Here is a 15,297-nt window from a genome sequence, read left to right on the forward strand (position 1 = left end):
TATGGAAATACAAGACCCCAATCCCTGCCGCGTGATCGGTGTGCTCGACGATGGCATCGCCAGCTTGAACCAGACCGCGCTGGCCCTGCTGCGCAGCGCCGACGTGATCGTCGGCGGCACGCGCACGCTGGCCTTGCTGGCGCCCGAGTTCAAGCCCGGCGCCGTGCGCCACGACCTCACCGGAAAACTGAAAGAAGTGCCGGAATGGGTGCGTGCCGCCCGCGCCGACCATTTGTCCTGCGTGGTGCTGGCCACCGGCGATCCGCTGTGCCACGGCATCGCGCCGTATCTCGCGCAGCATCTGTGCGTGCAGGCGCTGGACATCCTGCCCAACCTGTCGACGCTGCAATTGGCTTGTGCGCGCATCGGCCTGGCGTGGCAGGATGCGCGCATCGTCTCGGTGCACGCCAAGGATGCCGGCGAATGGCAGCGCGGCAGCACGCCCGGCCATGGCCTGTATGCGCTGGCGCAGGCCACGCGCCAGCACGCGCGCCTGCTGGTACTGACCAGCCCTGACAACAGCCCTGACCGGATCGCACGCCTGCTGCTGGCCGAAGGATTGGGCGACGACTTCCTGATGGCGGTGGCGGAAAACCTGCTGCAACCGGAAGAACGCGTAGTGGCGGAACTGACGCCGCAACAGGCATCCGAGATGCGCTTCGCCGCGCTCAACGTGGTGCTGCTGTGGCGCGTGACGCCGGCTGCGCGGCCGGTGCGTTTCGGCCTGGCCGATGCGCAGTTCGTGCAGCGGCAGCCGGAGAAAGGCTTGATCACCAAGCAGGAAGTGCGCGCTGTCAGCCTGGCGCGCCTGCAACTGCGGGCCGACAGCGTGGTGTGGGACATCGGCGCCGGTTCCGGCTCGGTGGGCCTGGAGGCGGCGCGGCTTTGCCCGCAAGGCCACGTCTACGCCACGGAAAAAAACGAGGCGGATTTCGCCATCGCGGGACAGAACCACGCCAACTTCGGCGTCAGCAACTACAGCCTGTTCCTCGGCAAGGCGCCGGAGGGACTCGACGCCTGGCCAGACCCGGACGCGGTCTTCGTCGGCGGCTCCGGCGGCGAGCTGGCGACGCTGATCGGCGGCGTGATGTCGCGCCTGCGTCCCGGCGGCGCGCTGGTGATGAACTTCGTCACGCTGGAAAACCTGGCCACCGCGACCGCCACGCTGCAGGCGCTGGAAGGCGTCGACTGGGACGTGCTGCAGCTGCAGGCGGCGCGCAGCAAGCCTATCCTGCACATGCACCGCATGGCGGCGGAGAACCCGGTGTGGATCGTATGCGCACGCCGAGCCGAGGCGTCAATCAAGGAGGTTGGCGATGAGTGAGCACATCCAGCCAGGCACCTTGTGGGGCATTTCGCTCGGCCCCGGCGATCCCGGCCTGATCACGCGCGCCGCGTGGGAGGCGCTGCAACGCCGCGACACGATCTGGGTCTACCCTGCGCGCAGCGGCAAGACGCCCAGCTACGCCTTCGACATCGTGCAACGCGCCGGCGCGACGCCGCCCGAGCAGCACACGCAGTTGCTGTTCCCGATGACGCACGACGGCGAAAAACTCGGCCGCGCATGGCTCAAGGCCGCCGACACCGTGCTGCCATGGCTGCGCGCCGGCCGCGACGTGCTGTTCCTGGTCGAAGGCGACGCCAGCACCTACGCCACCTTCGGCCACCTGGCCCGCACGGTGAACGCGCTGGACCCCGGCGTGCCGGTGAAGATCATCGCCGGCGTCAACGCCTTCACCGCCGCCTGCGCGCACGTCCCGGTGCCGTTCGCCGAGCAGGATGACACGGTCGCCATCGTGCCCGCAGCCTACGGCGTCAGCGCGGTCGAGCGCCTGCTGCCCGACTTCGACACGCTGGTGCTGATGAAGGTGAAGCCGTTGATGGATGAGCTGATCGACTGGCTCGAACGGCGCGAACTGCTGGCCGGCGCCCACTTCATCGAACGCGTCGGCGCACCCGACGAACGCCGCTTCAGCGGCAACGACATCCTGGCCCTGCGCGGCACCAAGGTCAGCTACCTGTCGCTGCTGATCGTCAAACACGGACACCGCATACGCGGCGAACGCATCAAAGGCTGCCTGAAGAAAGACAGCCCCCAACCCCAAGTCACGGAGACCGCATGAGCAGCGCACCTATCACCACCGAAGCACCACGCGTATGCCTGGTCGCCATCACCAAGCACGGCGCCGCGCAGGCCGCGCGCCTGGCCGCCGACCTGCCGGAAGCCGACATCTGCACCTCGGCCAAATTCGCCGCCGTGTTTGCGGAAGCCAGCAACACCGTGCGCGCTTACGATGGCGCATTGCGCGACGAGATCGGCCCGCTGTTCGCCGGCTACGACCAGATCATCTTCTTCGTTTCGCTGGGCGCCGTGGTGCGCCTGATCGCGCCTCACCTGCGCAGCAAGGATGAAGACCCGGGCATCATCGTCGTCGACGACGCCGGCCAGTATGTGATTCCGGTGCTGTCCGGCCACGTCGGCGGCGCCAACGAGTGGAGCGAGCGGGTCGCCGACCTGCTGGGCGCCGCGCCCGTGCTGACCACCGCGTCCGACGTCGGCCGCACGATACCGGTCGATATCCTGGGCCGCCACCTGGGCTGGAAAGTGGAAGCGCCCAAGATCAACATCACGCGCGTGTCCGCCCACGTGGTCAACGGCGAACCGATCGCCTTCGTGCAGGAAGCGGGCAGCCCGGACTGGTGGACCCGTCCCACCCCGGTGCCCGACAACATCCACCGCTTTGCGCGCTTCGACGACGTGCCGCTGGACCGCTACGCGGCGCTGCTGTGGGTCACGCACGCCGACGTGCCAGCCGAACGCTGGGATGCGCTGACCGAACGCCTGGTGGTCTACCGTCCGCCGCTGGAAGGCGCGGCATGACGCAGTTCACCGTGGGCCTCGGCTGCGACCGTGGCGTGCTGCTGGAAACGCTGCGCGAGGCCGTGCAGGCGGCGCTGGCCGACGCCGGCGCGCATGCCGGGCAAGTGGTGGCCGCCGCCAGCATCGCGCTGAAGCGGGACGAAGCCGCGCTGCTGGCACTGGCGGCGGAAAACGGCTGGCCGCTGCATTTCTACGAGGCGCAGCAGCTGGCCGCCGTGGAAGTGCCGCACCCGTCGGAAACCGTGCGCCGCTACACCGGCACGCCGTCGGTGAGCGAAGCGGCGGCGCTGCTGGCCGCCGGAGCGAATACGCCGATGACCGCGCTGGTCGTCGAAAAACATAAACTCAAAGGAGCGGATGGCCGCAATGCCACCGTCTCCATCGCAAGGAAACAACCATGAACGAAGCATACGTCCCGACTGCCGGCAAGATCATGCTGGTGGGCATAGGCCCCGGCAGCGTCGACCACATGACCAAGCGCGCGCGCGACGCCATCGCCGAAGCCGACGTGGTGATCGGCTACGTCACCTACATCAAGCTGGTGGCGGATCTGCTCGAAGGCAAGGAGATCATCCGCAAGTCGATGACCGAAGAGCTGGACCGCGCCGTCAGCGCGCTGGAGGCTGCGCGCGCGGGCAAGAAGGTGGCGCTGATTTCGTCGGGCGACGCCGGCGTGTACGGCATGGCCGGGCCGACCTTCGAGGTGCTGTTCCAGTCCGGCTGGACGCCGGACGATGCGGTGCAGGTCGAGATCATCCCCGGCGCCTCGGCGCTCAACAGCTGCGCGGCGCTGGTCGGCGCTCCGCTGACGCACGACTTCTGCGCGATCTCGCTGTCGGACCTGCTGACGCCGTGGCCGACCATCGCGCGCCGCCTGGACGCGGTGGCGATGGCCGATTTCGTCGTCGCGCTGTACAACCCGAAGAGCGGCCGCCGCACGCGCCAGATCCTGGAAGCGCAGCGCCTGTTCCTGCGCCATCGCCGTCCGGATACGCCGGTGGCCATCGTCAAAAGCGGCTACCGCCGCCGCCAGAACATCGTCTTCACCACGCTCGATTCGATGGCGGACGCCGACATCGGCATGCTCAGCACCGTCCTGATCGGCAACAGCAACACCTTCGTGCGCCATGGCCTGATGGTCACGCCGCGCGGCTACGCCAACAAGTACGACATGGAAGAGGGCGGCGCCACGCGCGAGGGGGAGCGTGCGGGCCGTTCGCTGTCCACCGGCCTGTTGGGCTGGCTGGAAACGCTGCAGGCCGAGCACGCGGCCGGCGACAGCGTCGAGACGCTGGCGGCGCGCCACCGCCTGCCGGCCGACTACATCCGCGATACATTGAATGAACCGGTGGAAGCCGAAGCCGCCGCCAGCGAGGAGACCGAAGCATGAGTGAAGCCGTCGTCAAGCCGAAGATCGGCAACTACCACCGCCACCTGCTGATCTGCACCGGCCCGCGTTGCAGCGAGGACGGCGCCTCGCAGCTGCTGTTCGACAGCCTGGGCGGCAAGTTCAAGGCCGCCGGGCTCGACGCCGGCGAACTGCGCGTCAAGCGCAGCCGCGTCGGTTGTTTCGCCGCCTGCAAGGGCGGCCCCATCGTCTGCGTGCAGCCGGACGGCACCTGGTACTACAACGTCACGCCGGAGAACATGGATCGCATCATCGACGACCACCTGTGCAACGGCAAGCGGGTGGAGGAACTGGTGTTCCACCAGGCTGGCGCAGAGGATCAGTAAGCCTTATTCCTTGGAGGTCGGCGAGATGGTCTTGCTGACCTTGCCGGCCTCGTCCAGCATCTGGATTTCGGCCTTGCCGTCCGCGCTGACCAGCAGCATCATGCGTACCCGGCCTTGCGCATCCTTCAGTTGCAGGGACGAGCTCTTGCCGGGCGTGTTGCCCAGCCAGATGCGGTTGTTGCTCAGGCGGCCCTGCTCGCTCAGCTTCTGCCAATAGGCGCGCTGTTCGGCTTTGGGCAGCTTGCTGGCCGCCTCGCCGAAGCGGTTCATGTCTTCCATCGACGTCACCGTGTACAGCGGCACATCGTTGATCCTGATGCCGGTCTGCTGATGGCCCGCACTGTCGTTGTTCATCAACTGCAGGGCCTGGTCCTGGCGGAAGCGGTCGAAGGTCAGCGACAGGCCGGAATCGATCTTGCCATCGGCGCCGATGCTGCCTTTCTGGATCAAGCCGCCATTCTCGGTGCCTTCCTCGTTGATGAACAACATGCCGGCAAAGCTGTTGCGGTCGGGACGGGCGCCCTCCTTGCCCTGCATGAAATCGCCGGGGAACTGCGCCTTGTTGGAAATGACGATGCGCTTGGTGCCGTCCGGTTCGACGATATTGATGCGGCCGACCGTGATCTCGTCGAACTTCTCATGCCTGATCGGCTCCTTGGCCCCGGTCAGGAAAAACACTGCGGCCAGCGCGCTGGCCATCGTCGTTGCACCCGCCAAAAATGTTCTGATTTGCGACACGCTACTTCTCCTTTGCTTATTTCAACTCGTTATTAATCGCCGCGCTTGCCTTGCGCATCCGCCACTCGACGAAACAGATCAGCACGCTGCAAAACGCCAGCAGCCCGCCCAGGTATTGCAACACCCGGTTGAGCGGCGAACGCGCATGGCGCGTGTTGATCAGTTCGAACTTGCGCTTGCCGTTCTCGACGTTCTCGAAGAACACGCTGCCCCGGTCTTCCGGGAACTCGACCGTCGCCAGCCGGACCCGGTCGGCTTCGAACGCGGCCAGCAATCTGGCGTGTTCTTCGGCGCTGATCGTGTTCGCGGCGAGCTTCAGGTTCTGGATTTCCTTGAACTGGTCAAAGAGATTGTCTGACTCATTTTTCAGCAGCACGCCTTTGGACACGTACTTGTACTGCATGTTGGAAGAGAAAATGCCGTCGTTGGCCGCCAGCATCAGCGCGAACCCGAGGGCGCCGGCGGCGGCGGCGCTGAACAGCCATTTCCTGGCGTCGTGGACGCGCCGGGTGACGGTGCCGTTGAGGAACTGGCTAACTTCCGGTATATGGCGCAGCGAGGTTTGCAGCGCCTGCTTGTTGATACCGCCCAGGAATTCCCTGGCGTCGAGTTCGAGCGCGGCGACGATGGCGCTGAACATCTCGGCCGAGGGCTGGGACTTATCGTTCTCCAGCTTGGACAGGTAGGACTGCTCGATGCCGATCGCGGCCGACATCTGCGGCTGCGTGAGATTTCTTTCCGTTCTGATTTGCTTGAGTCGTTCGCCAAAATTCATCGGGGACATGCCTTTCTTCCAGGAGAATAGGCATATTCTTGTCTATTCCTCAATGAATGAGAAGATGAATATCGGCGAATACCGGTGAATATTGCGTTTTGGGCCTCGATTCCTACAGAGTGGCCAGGTTGGCGCGGGTGGTGGCGGCCTGCTCCTGCAATGCCTGCTTGTCGCCATCGCTCATGCGGCGCAGCTGCTGATAGACCATGCCGAGGCGGTGGTTGTTACCCAGCTGCTTGTCATTGCGAAGGAAAAAATCCCAGTACAGCGCGTTGTAGGGACAGGCGCGTTCGCCGATGCGTTGTTTCTTTTGGTAGTGACAGCCTTTGCAATAATCGCTCATGCGGTCGATATAGGCGGCGCTGGAAACATAAGGCTTGGTCGCCAGCAGGCCGCCATCGGCGTACTGGCTCATGCCCAGCGTGTTCGGCAGTTCCACCCATTCGAAGGCGTCGATGTAGACGCCCAGATACCATTGATGCAGTTCCTGCGGCGACAGCCCCGCCAGCAGCGAGAAATTGCCGATGACCATGAGCCGGTTGATGTGGTGGCTGTGCGCGTGCTCCAGCGACTGGCCGATGGCCGCCGCCACGCAGCGCATGCGCGTGTCCCCGCTCCAGAACCAGTGCGGCAGCGCCGTCGTATGGCCGAAGGTGTTGAGCTGGTCATAGCCCGGCATGCGGTGCCAGTAGACGCCGCGCACGTATTCGCGCCAGCCGAGTATCTGCCGGATGTAGCCCTCGGCCGACGCCAGCGGCACGGCGCCCTCGCGCCAGGCCGCCACGACCCGGTCGACCACGGTGCGCGGATCGAGCATCTTGGTGTTCATCGCGAACGACAGCAGCGAGTGAAACAGCCGCCAGGCGCGCACGTTCATCGCATCCTGGTAGCGGCCGAAGTGGGGCAAGGCGTGCTGCACGAAACTGTCCAGTTGCAGCAGCGCCTCCTCGCGGTTGAGCGGCCACGCGAAATCGCCGGCCTGCGGAGCGCCGAAGGTGCGCACGCCCGCCGCTTCGATGGTTTGCCATAGCGCGCTGTGGTCGTGGCGCGGACGCGAATCGGCGGGTTCCCACGGCACGCCCGGCCAGGCTTCGCGGTTGTCGTGGTCGAAATTCCATTGGCCGCCTGCCGGCGTTCCAGTCTCCGAGACCAGCACATCGTGGCGCTTGCGCATGTGGCGATAGAACGGTTCCATGACCCATGCGGCGCGGCCTTCGAAAAATGCGGCGGCCTCGTGGCGGGCGGCATAGAAATGTTCGCTGTCGTCCATCTGCGTGGCGATGTCCAGGCCGGCGGCGTAGGTGGCGAGTTGCTGGTCCAGCCGCCATTCGTCCGGCGCCTGCCAGGCAAAGCTGTCGGCTCCGTAGTGCGCCAGCAGATAGTCCAGGTTGGCGGGCAGCGATTGGCGGTTGTCCGGGTCGTCGATGCTCAGGTAGTGGACGCGGTGGCCGGCCTCGCGCAGCCGACGCGCCAGGTCGCGCATGGCGGCAAAGATGGCGATCACCTTTTGCGCGTGGTGCAGTACGTAGTCGGTCTCCTGGCGCACTTCCATCAGCACGAACACCACGTCCTGGCATGGCCGGGCGAACCAGCTGTGGCGGCAATTGAGCTGGTCGCCGAGGATCAGTTTCAGCGTTGTGCTCATGGTCAGTCCGGCATCGGAACGCGGAAGCGGCCGCGCAGCCAGCGGATCGGCGCGCCAATGAGCGGCAGCTTGGCCAGCAGTTCCTCGGCGGCGTCCCAGTAGTCGCGGTGCTGCACCACGAGGCCGTCCCGGTTGAAGCGCAGGTGGCTGCCGCCGGCGATCTGATACGGCACGCCGCGCAGCCGGAACACAAACAGCCAGGTGACGAACGCCTGGTCGCCCTGCACGATGCGCTCGCCGATTACGAAGCGCGGCTCCTCGGTGTGGACAAACATGTGGCGGAAAATCGCCTCGATGGCGGGCACGCCGCGCACGTCGTTGAAGGGGTCGCGGAACTGCGCATCGGCTGCGTAGAATTCGCCGGCCCGCGCGACGGTGTGCGGCGTCAGCGCGGCATACCAGGCCAACAGGGGTTCGGGATCGGTCATTGCGGTATCAGGAAGTGGGTGATCAAGGCGAAGCGCCAGCGGTACGGCAGCCAGCGTAGCAGTTTGAGCATCAATGTGAAGCGCTTCGGAAAATGAATTTCGAACAGGCCGGCCGCGAAGCCGCGCCGTATGGCCTTGGCCGCCGCCTGCGGTGTCTGCAACGCCGGCATGGCGAACTGGTTCTGCGCGGTCAGCGGCGTCTGCACGAAGCCGGGATTGATCAGATAGACGTCCAGCCCGCGCGGCTGCAGGTCGGTGTACAGCAGTTCCGCCAGGTTGATCAGCGCGGCTTTGCTGGGCCCGTACACGCTGGCATTGGGCAGGCCGACATAGCCGGCCACGCTGGCGACGATGGCGATGCCGCCGCTGCCGCGCGCCAGCATGGCGGGCAGCACCGTTGCCAATCCGGTGTAGACGCTGCCCAGGTTGACGGCCAGCGTGTGGGCGGCGCCGTCCGGGCTGACATCCCAGCTGCGCTCGGGGTGGTAGGCGGCGGCGCAGAACACGATCAGGTCGACGCCGCCGGCCTGCTCGCAGATGTACTGGTAGCGCTCGGCCCATGCATCCTGATCCAGGATGTCGAAGGGCGCGACGATGGCTTGCGGATGTCCGGCGGCGACGCCTTGCAGCAGCTCGGCGCGGCGGGCCGACAGCGCCACCCGCGCACCCGCCTGCAGCAGCTCCTGCGCCAGCGCGGCGCCGATGCCGCTGGAGGCGCCGACCAGCCACACGCGCCGGTCGGCCCAGGCCGTGATCGTCCGGTTCAGGGGCCGCATGCGCGCCTCCGGAACATCAGCGTCACTTGTCCCAGCTCGATGCCGAACTTGGCCATGCTGGCGCGGTTGATCATCGTGCAGTCGTCGATCAGGAACATCCAGTCGTCGAAGGCCATCTCGTAGGTGCTGCCGTCGACCGGCAGCAGCAGCGTGTATTGCCAGCGCAGCGCATTGCCGGCCAGTTCGCCCAGCGCTTCGCCCTTGACGTCGTCGGCGCGTCCGCGCCAGCGGCCGTCCGCTGCGCGCGTCAGGCGCCATACGCGGCGCTGGGTGCTGCCGTCGTCGTAGCGAAACTGTTCGTCGAGCGTCAGCACACCATCGCTGCTGGTGCCGGTGATGACGACGTGGAAGCGCTTTTGCACCGCGCCGCCGCGCCGCTGGAACATGCCCCAGGCATCGGTGGTGCCGGTGAAGTAGGCGGCCAGGTCGAGCGCGGGCTGTTGCGCCTTGTATTGCTGGACGTCGGGACCGGCGCAGCCGGCAAGCAAGGCCAACAGCAGGCCGCAGAACAGGGTTTTCATGGTGAGCTCCAGTAGCGTACGACGGGCATGGATGCCGGATGGAAGCGCCACAGCGCGGCCATCGCCAGCAGTTTGAGCAGGCAGGGAAAGGCGGCGTACACCAGCGCCAGCGCGGCGCCGCCGGCCACGCCGGGCTGGTATCCGAGCGCGGCCAGCAGCGGCAACGCCAGCCCGGACAAGGCCAGCGCCAGCTTGCCCAGCAGCGTCAGCACGCCGTAGTAGGCGCCGGCCGCCTCGCCGGCTCCGATCAGTTCGGCCAGCAGCACCGGCGGCATGGCCAGGTCGGCGCCCAGCGCCGCGCCGGCGGCGATGCAGACGGCAAAGTAGGGCAGCACATCGCCCTCGCCCAGCAGCCCGGCGCCGGCAAAGCTGGCGATGGCCAGCGCCATGCCGATACGCCAGCACGGCAGCACGCCGATGCGGCGCGCCAGCGCGGTCCACAGCGGCAGGCCGCAGGCGGCGGCGATGAAATAGCAGCCGAGGAAGGCCCCGGCCAGCGGCGCCGCGTGCAGCCGGTCGCGGATGAAAAACAGCGCCAGCGTCGCCGGCAGCGACACCGAACAGGCATTGAGGAAATACGGCGCCAGCAGGCGCAGGAAGGCGCGGTTCGACGCCATGCGCCGCAGCGTGGCGCGCCAGCCGCCGGCGCGTTCGGCGACGGCCGGCCACGCGGGCGCCAGTTTCAGCAGCGCCCACAGGGCGGCCAGCAGCAGCGCGGCAAACGCCAGGCTGTAGAGCGCCATGTGGGCGGGGATGCGTTCGGCGTCGCCGCTCATGATGGTGGCGGGGATCACGCTGGCGACGATCATGCCCGCCAGGCCCGCGCCTTCGCGCCAGGCCGAAGCGGACAGCAAGGCGCCGCCGTCCAGGCGCGCGCCCCACGTCAGGTAGGCGATGTTCAACATGCTGTGGGCGCTGTAGGCCAGCACCAGCATGGCGCCCAGCCACACCGCTGCGGCCAGTTCGCTGGCGGGCGGCTGCCACAGGCCCGCGAAAGCCAGCGCGAGCACGGCGCCGCCCAGCGCCAGCCAGCGCCCGATGCCGTTGCGCAGGCGGTCGATGACGTGGCCTTGCAGCGGGTCTTGCAAGGTGTCGAGCAGGCGCGCGGCAAACAGCACCCAGCCCAGCTGCGCCAGCGGCACGCCGCGCAACATGCTGTAGTACGCCCCCACCTGCACGTACACGGGCAGCGCGGCCATGGCCAGCGGCAGGCCGAGCAGGCCGTAGGCGGCCAGGCGCCACCAGCACGGCTGGCCGGCAGGCTGCGCGGCGGCGGGCGTCACTGCGGGGCTCCCATCAGTTTGCGGCGCAAGTCCTGGTCGCGGGTCCGCTCGTCTAGCCAGATGCCGAAGAAGGCGCGCGCCAGCCGCAGGTCGTCGATGTCCGCCAGCAGGCGCTGCTGGTTGTAGAAGCGCATGCCGTGGCCGGGCACATACACGCCGGTCAATTCTTCGCCGGGCGCGACGTCGGTGAAGGCGCGGTTCAGCGACTTGTCCCATTGCGCCAGCGTGGCGGCGTCGATGGCGGCGCCGCTCAGGCGCTGGATTTCGTCCAGGCTGGTCTGCACCAGGCGCTGGCGGCTGATGCTGCGGTAGTAGTGCAGTTGCAGCGCGAACGCGCGTTCGGGCTGGAACGGCCGCTGCTCCGCCCACAGCGTGGCGCGGTAGATGCGGAAACCCAGCCAGCGCAGTTCGCCGTCGCCCAGCGCCTCGGCGCGTGGCAGCTCGTCGCGCCAGCTGGCGGCGCCGCACAGGCCGCTCGCTAAAAAGCAGCATAGCAGCACACCTTGCAGGGCCAGCCGCAGCCAGGCGGGTTCAGGCTTTTTGCAGCAGGAATTGGACAACATCGGTGCGTCCCTCGTCAAAGGCGGCCTCGCAGTAGGCGAAATACAGATGCCAGATGCGCAGGAAGTGCTCGTCGAAGCCCTGGCCGGCGATCTGGTGGTGGGCGTTGCGGCACTGGACGTCCCAGCGGCGCAGCGTTTCCGCATAGTCGCGGCCGAAGGCGTGGCGCGCCAGCGGTTGCAGGCCGCAGCGGGCCGCCTGCCGTTCGAAGCGCTCCACGCTGGGCAGCATGCCGCCGGGGAAGATGTACTGCTGGATGAAGTCGGCGCTGCTGCGGTAGCGCGGGAAATACTGTTCGCCGATGGTGATCGACTGCACCAGCGCCTGCCCGCCAGCCTTCAGCCGCGCCGCGACGGTGTGGAAATACTGCTGCCAGTATTGCTCGCCCACCGCCTCGAACATTTCGATCGACACCACCGCGTCGTATTCGCCCTGCAGGTCGCGGTAGTCGCACAGCTCCAGCTTGACGCGGTCCTGCAAGCCCTGCGCCTGCATGCGGCGCTGCGCCACCTCCAGCTGCGACGGCGAAATCGTCACGCCGTGCACGTGGATGCCCTGCTGCGCGGCCTGCTCGGCGAAGCCGCCCCAGCCGCAACCGATTTCCAGCACGCGCTGGCCCGGCCGCAGTTGCAGCGTGTCGATGATGCGCTGGTACTTGCGCCGCTGCGCATCCTGCAGCGACAGGCTGTAGTCGCCGTCGAACAGCGCGCTGGAATAGGTCCAGCTGGGATCGAGCCACAGCTGGTAGAAGTCGTTGCCGATGTCGTAGTGGGCGTGGATGTTGCGCTGGCTGCCCTTGCGGGTATTGGGCCGCAGCCAGTGCCGCAGCCGGTACCAGCAACGCGCCAGCGCGCCGCCGAACACCAGCTGGTCCAGCGACGCTTCGTTGCGCAGCGCCAGGCGCAGCAGCGCGGTCAGGTCGGGCGTGGCGACCCATCCGGCCGCATAGGACTCGGCAAAGCCGATGTCGCCCGCGCGCAGGATGCGCTGGCAGGCGCGCCAGTCGTGCAGTTGCAGCGTGGCGCCGGTGGGCGCATGGGCGTCGCCGAACACCATGCGGGTATTGCAGGGCGTGATCAGCTCCAGGTGGCCGTGGCGGATATTGTTGAGCAGCGCCAGGAACATGCGGGCGCCGACGGGCGCCGACAGCGTGGCGGTGGATAAGGTGCGGTTCATCGGGCAGTCTCCTGGTGCACGGTGGTGTGATGGGCGGGGGCGGGCGGCTTGCTGAAGAACGGGACGCGCTTCAGCCACAGCCTGAGCGCCTGCCAGTGGATGCGGAACACAATGCCCAGCCCCAGCAGCGGATAGCGCAGCAGCGCGCCGGCCAGGGCGCGGTCGGTCATGGGGGCGGGACGGCCGCTGAGCGCGGTGCGCAGCAGCAGGCCGTCGCCGTCGTAGTAGTCGAGGCCGGTGCAGTGGCTGGCGCCGCCGAGGCGGAAGCGGAAGCGGTAGTGCCCTTCGACTTCGCAGAACGGCGACACGTGCATTTGCTTGTCGGCGCGGGCGGTGCCGGAGCCGCCGTCCGTAGTGGCGACGCGCATCAGGTAGCGGTGGCTTTCGCCGAAGGTGTTGTTGACCTCGGCCAGGACGGCGCACAGCCGGCCGGCGGCGTCGTGGCAGTGCCAGAAGCTGACGGGATTGAATGCGTAGCCGGCAACGCGGGGAAAAGTTTGCAGCCAGATCTCGCCATCGGCGGCGATATGGTGTTCGCGCAGCAGTGCGCGCATCCATTGTTCCAGGCTGGAGCCGTCGCGCGGGCCGTAGTCGCGGCGGCGGATCGACAGCGGCCGCCAGCAGTCCACGCCGAACCAGCGCGAGTTGCAGGCGTCCAGCCGGGCCAGGTTCAGGCGCACATAGAACAGCGGATAGACGAAACGGTGCGGCGCCGGGCGCAGGCGCGCGTGCATCACCTGGCCGTGCACCAGCTGGGCGGCGGACTGTTTCATGGCAGCGTGGTCCATGCGGGCGCGGCGTCGAAGGCCGCCGCGATGCGCAGCGCCGATTTCAAGCCATCCTCGTGGAAGCCGTAGCCGGTCCAGGCGCCGGCGTACCAGATGCCGTCGTTACCCTGTATCTGCGCCAGCTGTTGCTGCGCGCGGACGGTGGCCTGGTCCATGATCGGATGGTCGTATTCGAACTTGGCCAGCAGCGTGCCTGCGGCTGGCGGGGTGTAGGGATTGAGCGTGACGATGACCGGCGTCGCAAACGGCAGCGCCTGCAACTGGTTCAGCCAGTAGCTCACGCAGACGGGGCGCTGTCCGGCCGACTGCGCGCCGGCCAGGTAGTTCCAGGCGGCCCAGACCTTGCGCCGGCGCGGCATCAGGCCGGCGTCCGTGTGCAGGTAGGCGGTGTTGGGCTGGTAGCGTACGCCGCCGAGGATGGCGCGCTCGGCCTCGCCGGCATTGAGCAGCAGCGACAGCGTGGTCGGCGCGTGCGTGGCGAACACCACGTCATCGAAGGCTTCGGTGCCGCCGGCGGTGGAGACCATCAGCTTGCCGCCCTCGCGCAGCACCGCGCGCACGGGCGTGTTCAGGCGGCAGTCCGGCAGCACGGCGGCGATCTTCTCGACGTAATGGCGCGCGCCGCCCGCCACCGTGCGCCATTGCGGACGGTTGTTGACCTGCAGCAGCGCATGGTTCAGGCAAAAGCGCAGGAAAGTCGCCGCCGGGAATTTCAGGATGTCGTTCGGCGAACTGGACCAGATGGCGGCGGCCATCGGCAGCAGGTAGGCGTCGCGGAAGCGCGCGCCGTAGCGCTGCTGCTGGAGCAGCTGTCCCAGCGTCAGGTCGTCCCGGCTGGACAATTGCAGGAAGCGCTCGGCGTTGCGGTTGAAATGCAGGATATCCCACAGCATGCGCAGGAAGGACGGCGAGCCGAGGTTGGCGAACTGCGCGAACACGGTGGCCAGGCTGGTGCCCGCCCACTCCAGCGCGCCGCCGTCCATCGAGACGGCGAACGACATGTCGCTGGCGTTGCTGGCCACGTCCAGTTCGTCGAACAGGGCCACCAGGTTGGGGTAGGTGCGCTCGTTGTACACCAGGAAGCCGGTGTCGACGCCGTGGGTGCGGCCCTCCAGCGTGACGTCGACGGTGTTGGTATGGCCGCCGAGATAGCCCGCCGCCTCGAACAGCACGACGTCGTGTTTGCGGCTGAGGAAATAGGCGCTGGCCAGGCCGGAGATGCCTGAACCGATAATGGCGATACGTTTGCGTGGCAGATTCATGTCGTTTGTATGGTTATTTTGACCGCCTGGTGTACCGGCGTGCTAATATTACTACCACCACACAACAAAAGCTACTGATTAGTAGCGTAAATTTACCAATGAGTATCCTTCCCAGATTAAGCTTTAAAAATCAAGCATTTAAGCTGCGCGAAAATGCGATCCTCGATGCCGCGACCGCCGTGCTGAGCCAAAAAGGCTATGACTTGATGACCATGGATGACGTCGCAGGCGCGGTGGGCATCTCCAAACCCAGCCTGTACAAGCACTTCAAGTCGAAGGAGGAGCTGGTGGGCGAGGCGCTGATACGCCTGCTCGATGGCGCGCTGGAATACATCGCTGCGCTCGATCCGGCGCTGAATTCGTTGCAGAAATTGTCGGCGCTATTGGAATGGGCGCTGCGGGTGCGTCTGGAGGGCGGCATGCCCTTCCTGCCGTCGACCAGCCCCTATGTGCGCGATATGTTGATACGGAATGTGAAGTACATGCTGCGCATCATGAAACTGAACCGGCAGCTGGAAGCCCTGGTGAAACAGGCGCAGCAGCAGGGGCAGCTCAACCGCGAGCTGCCCACCGACGTCATCCTGTTCAGCTACTACGCGCGGACCTGCGATCCGGCGGTCGAGTATCTGCAGAAGTACAGCAAGATGGCGACCGACGATATCGTGCGCCATATGCTGAAAGTGTCGTTCGAAGGCTTTCACTAGATCAAATAAATGACACGGCAAAGCC

The 15,297-nt window shown here is 66.8% G+C and carries 18 protein-coding genes; 7 read left to right on the forward strand and 11 right to left on the reverse strand.

Annotation, left to right across the window (positions count from 1 at the left end; all coding sequences use genetic code 11):
• Position 1: 1 nt before the first annotated feature.
• The 6 genes from cbiE to DUGA2_RS06475 are packed head-to-tail and all read left to right on the forward strand — an operon-like array spanning position 2 to position 4,615.
• Complete coding sequence (cbiE, locus tag DUGA2_RS06450; RefSeq protein ID WP_070268047.1) at positions 2–1,324, forward strand: precorrin-6y C5,15-methyltransferase (decarboxylating) subunit CbiE; 1,323 nt, start codon at positions 2–4, stop codon at positions 1,322–1,324.
• Positions 1,317–2,123 (forward strand): precorrin-2 C(20)-methyltransferase, encoded by an 807-nt coding sequence (gene cobI / locus DUGA2_RS06455; protein WP_070268049.1) that lies wholly within the window; start codon positions 1,317–1,319, stop codon positions 2,121–2,123. Before cbiE ends, cobI begins: the two co-directional genes overlap by 8 nt.
• On the forward strand, positions 2,120–2,881 hold the full coding sequence (locus DUGA2_RS06460) for a cobalamin biosynthesis central domain-containing protein (protein WP_070268051.1): 762 nt from the start codon (positions 2,120–2,122) through the stop codon (positions 2,879–2,881). The genes cobI and DUGA2_RS06460 overlap by 4 nt, the downstream gene beginning before the upstream one ends.
• Positions 2,878–3,282, forward strand: coding sequence for a cobalamin biosynthesis protein (locus DUGA2_RS06465; RefSeq protein ID WP_070268053.1), 405 nt, complete (start codon positions 2,878–2,880; stop codon positions 3,280–3,282). The genes DUGA2_RS06460 and DUGA2_RS06465 overlap by 4 nt, the downstream gene beginning before the upstream one ends.
• A complete protein-coding gene (gene cobJ / locus DUGA2_RS06470) occupies positions 3,279–4,271 on the forward strand; it encodes a precorrin-3B C(17)-methyltransferase (RefSeq protein WP_083296235.1) in 993 nt (330 codons plus the stop codon). The genes DUGA2_RS06465 and cobJ overlap by 4 nt, the downstream gene beginning before the upstream one ends.
• Positions 4,268–4,615, forward strand: coding sequence for a ferredoxin (locus tag DUGA2_RS06475; protein ID WP_008443347.1), 348 nt, complete (start codon positions 4,268–4,270; stop codon positions 4,613–4,615). The genes cobJ and DUGA2_RS06475 overlap by 4 nt, the downstream gene beginning before the upstream one ends.
• Positions 4,616–4,618: 3 nt before the next feature.
• Here DUGA2_RS06475 and DUGA2_RS06480 read toward each other — a convergent pair whose 3' ends face one another.
• From DUGA2_RS06480 to DUGA2_RS06530, 11 genes are all read right to left on the reverse strand, one after another.
• A complete protein-coding gene (locus DUGA2_RS06480; protein WP_070268055.1) occupies positions 4,619–5,353 on the reverse strand; it encodes a hypothetical protein in 735 nt (244 codons plus the stop codon).
• A 16-nt stretch (positions 5,354–5,369) separates the two neighbouring features.
• Positions 5,370–6,137, reverse strand: a complete 768-nt coding sequence (locus tag DUGA2_RS06485) for a helix-turn-helix domain-containing protein (protein WP_070268057.1) — start codon at positions 6,135–6,137, stop codon at positions 5,370–5,372.
• 103 nt (positions 6,138–6,240) lie between these two features.
• Complete coding sequence (locus DUGA2_RS06490; RefSeq protein ID WP_070268058.1) at positions 6,241–7,773, reverse strand: cryptochrome/photolyase family protein; 1,533 nt, start codon at positions 7,771–7,773, stop codon at positions 6,241–6,243.
• Positions 7,774–7,775: 2 nt separating this feature from the next.
• Positions 7,776–8,201, reverse strand: a complete 426-nt coding sequence (locus DUGA2_RS06495; protein ID WP_070268060.1) for a nuclear transport factor 2 family protein — start codon at positions 8,199–8,201, stop codon at positions 7,776–7,778.
• Positions 8,198–8,977, reverse strand: coding sequence for an SDR family NAD(P)-dependent oxidoreductase (locus DUGA2_RS06500; protein ID WP_070268062.1), 780 nt, complete (start codon positions 8,975–8,977; stop codon positions 8,198–8,200). The genes DUGA2_RS06495 and DUGA2_RS06500 overlap by 4 nt, the downstream gene beginning before the upstream one ends.
• Positions 8,965–9,498, reverse strand: coding sequence for a DUF3833 domain-containing protein (locus DUGA2_RS06505; protein WP_070268064.1), 534 nt, complete (start codon positions 9,496–9,498; stop codon positions 8,965–8,967). The genes DUGA2_RS06500 and DUGA2_RS06505 overlap by 13 nt, the downstream gene beginning before the upstream one ends.
• Positions 9,495–10,781 (reverse strand): MFS transporter, encoded by a 1,287-nt coding sequence (locus DUGA2_RS06510; RefSeq protein ID WP_070268066.1) that lies wholly within the window; start codon positions 10,779–10,781, stop codon positions 9,495–9,497. The genes DUGA2_RS06505 and DUGA2_RS06510 overlap by 4 nt, the downstream gene beginning before the upstream one ends.
• On the reverse strand, positions 10,778–11,344 hold the full coding sequence (locus DUGA2_RS06515) for a chalcone isomerase family protein (RefSeq protein ID WP_070268067.1): 567 nt from the start codon (positions 11,342–11,344) through the stop codon (positions 10,778–10,780). Before DUGA2_RS06515 ends, DUGA2_RS06510 begins: the two co-directional genes overlap by 4 nt.
• The gene (locus tag DUGA2_RS06520) at positions 11,313–12,518 is read right to left on the reverse strand and encodes a cyclopropane-fatty-acyl-phospholipid synthase family protein (protein WP_070268069.1); all 1,206 of its coding nucleotides are present in this window, start codon (positions 12,516–12,518) and stop codon (positions 11,313–11,315) included. The genes DUGA2_RS06515 and DUGA2_RS06520 overlap by 32 nt, the downstream gene beginning before the upstream one ends.
• Positions 12,515–13,291, reverse strand: coding sequence for a DUF1365 domain-containing protein (locus DUGA2_RS06525; RefSeq protein ID WP_070268364.1), 777 nt, complete (start codon positions 13,289–13,291; stop codon positions 12,515–12,517). Before DUGA2_RS06525 ends, DUGA2_RS06520 begins: the two co-directional genes overlap by 4 nt.
• On the reverse strand, positions 13,288–14,568 hold the full coding sequence (locus DUGA2_RS06530; RefSeq protein ID WP_070268071.1) for an NAD(P)/FAD-dependent oxidoreductase: 1,281 nt from the start codon (positions 14,566–14,568) through the stop codon (positions 13,288–13,290). Before DUGA2_RS06530 ends, DUGA2_RS06525 begins: the two co-directional genes overlap by 4 nt.
• A 98-nt stretch (positions 14,569–14,666) precedes the next feature.
• Between DUGA2_RS06530 and DUGA2_RS06535 the strand changes: the two genes are divergently transcribed.
• Positions 14,667–15,272, forward strand: a complete 606-nt coding sequence (locus DUGA2_RS06535; RefSeq protein ID WP_070268073.1) for a TetR/AcrR family transcriptional regulator — start codon at positions 14,667–14,669, stop codon at positions 15,270–15,272.
• Positions 15,273–15,297: the final 25 nt, after the last annotated feature.

Source organism: Duganella sp. HH101 (assembly GCF_001758795.1).
GTDB lineage: Bacteria > Pseudomonadota > Gammaproteobacteria > Burkholderiales > Burkholderiaceae_D > Rugamonas > Rugamonas rivuli.

Bases quoted from the DNA above. Each gene is read 5' to 3' on its own strand.
- DUGA2_RS06515 (WP_070268067.1), bottom strand. From the start codon at position 11,344: ATGTTGTCCAATTCCTGCTGCAAAAAGCCTGAACCCGCCTGGCTGCGG.
- DUGA2_RS06495 (WP_070268060.1), bottom strand. From the start codon at position 8,201: ATGACCGATCCCGAACCCCTGTTGGCCTGGTATGCCGCGCTGACGCCG.
- DUGA2_RS06520 (WP_070268069.1), bottom strand. From the start codon at position 12,518: ATGAACCGCACCTTATCCACCGCCACGCTGTCGGCGCCCGTCGGCGCC.
- cobI (WP_070268049.1), top strand. From the start codon at position 1,317: ATGAGTGAGCACATCCAGCCAGGCACCTTGTGGGGCATTTCGCTCGGC.
- DUGA2_RS06505 (WP_070268064.1), bottom strand. From the start codon at position 9,498: ATGAAAACCCTGTTCTGCGGCCTGCTGTTGGCCTTGCTTGCCGGCTGC.
- cobJ (WP_083296235.1), top strand. From the start codon at position 3,279: ATGAACGAAGCATACGTCCCGACTGCCGGCAAGATCATGCTGGTGGGC.
- DUGA2_RS06475 (WP_008443347.1), top strand. From the start codon at position 4,268: ATGAGTGAAGCCGTCGTCAAGCCGAAGATCGGCAACTACCACCGCCAC.
- DUGA2_RS06460 (WP_070268051.1), top strand. From the start codon at position 2,120: ATGAGCAGCGCACCTATCACCACCGAAGCACCACGCGTATGCCTGGTC.
- DUGA2_RS06530 (WP_070268071.1), bottom strand. From the start codon at position 14,568: ATGAATCTGCCACGCAAACGTATCGCCATTATCGGTTCAGGCATCTCC.
- DUGA2_RS06525 (WP_070268364.1), bottom strand. From the start codon at position 13,291: ATGAAACAGTCCGCCGCCCAGCTGGTGCACGGCCAGGTGATGCACGCG.
- DUGA2_RS06485 (WP_070268057.1), bottom strand. From the start codon at position 6,137: ATGTCCCCGATGAATTTTGGCGAACGACTCAAGCAAATCAGAACGGAA.
- DUGA2_RS06535 (WP_070268073.1), top strand. From the start codon at position 14,667: ATGAGTATCCTTCCCAGATTAAGCTTTAAAAATCAAGCATTTAAGCTG.
- DUGA2_RS06490 (WP_070268058.1), bottom strand. From the start codon at position 7,773: ATGAGCACAACGCTGAAACTGATCCTCGGCGACCAGCTCAATTGCCGC.
- cbiE (WP_070268047.1), top strand. From the start codon at position 2: ATGGAAATACAAGACCCCAATCCCTGCCGCGTGATCGGTGTGCTCGAC.
- DUGA2_RS06465 (WP_070268053.1), top strand. From the start codon at position 2,878: ATGACGCAGTTCACCGTGGGCCTCGGCTGCGACCGTGGCGTGCTGCTG.
- DUGA2_RS06500 (WP_070268062.1), bottom strand. From the start codon at position 8,977: ATGCGGCCCCTGAACCGGACGATCACGGCCTGGGCCGACCGGCGCGTG.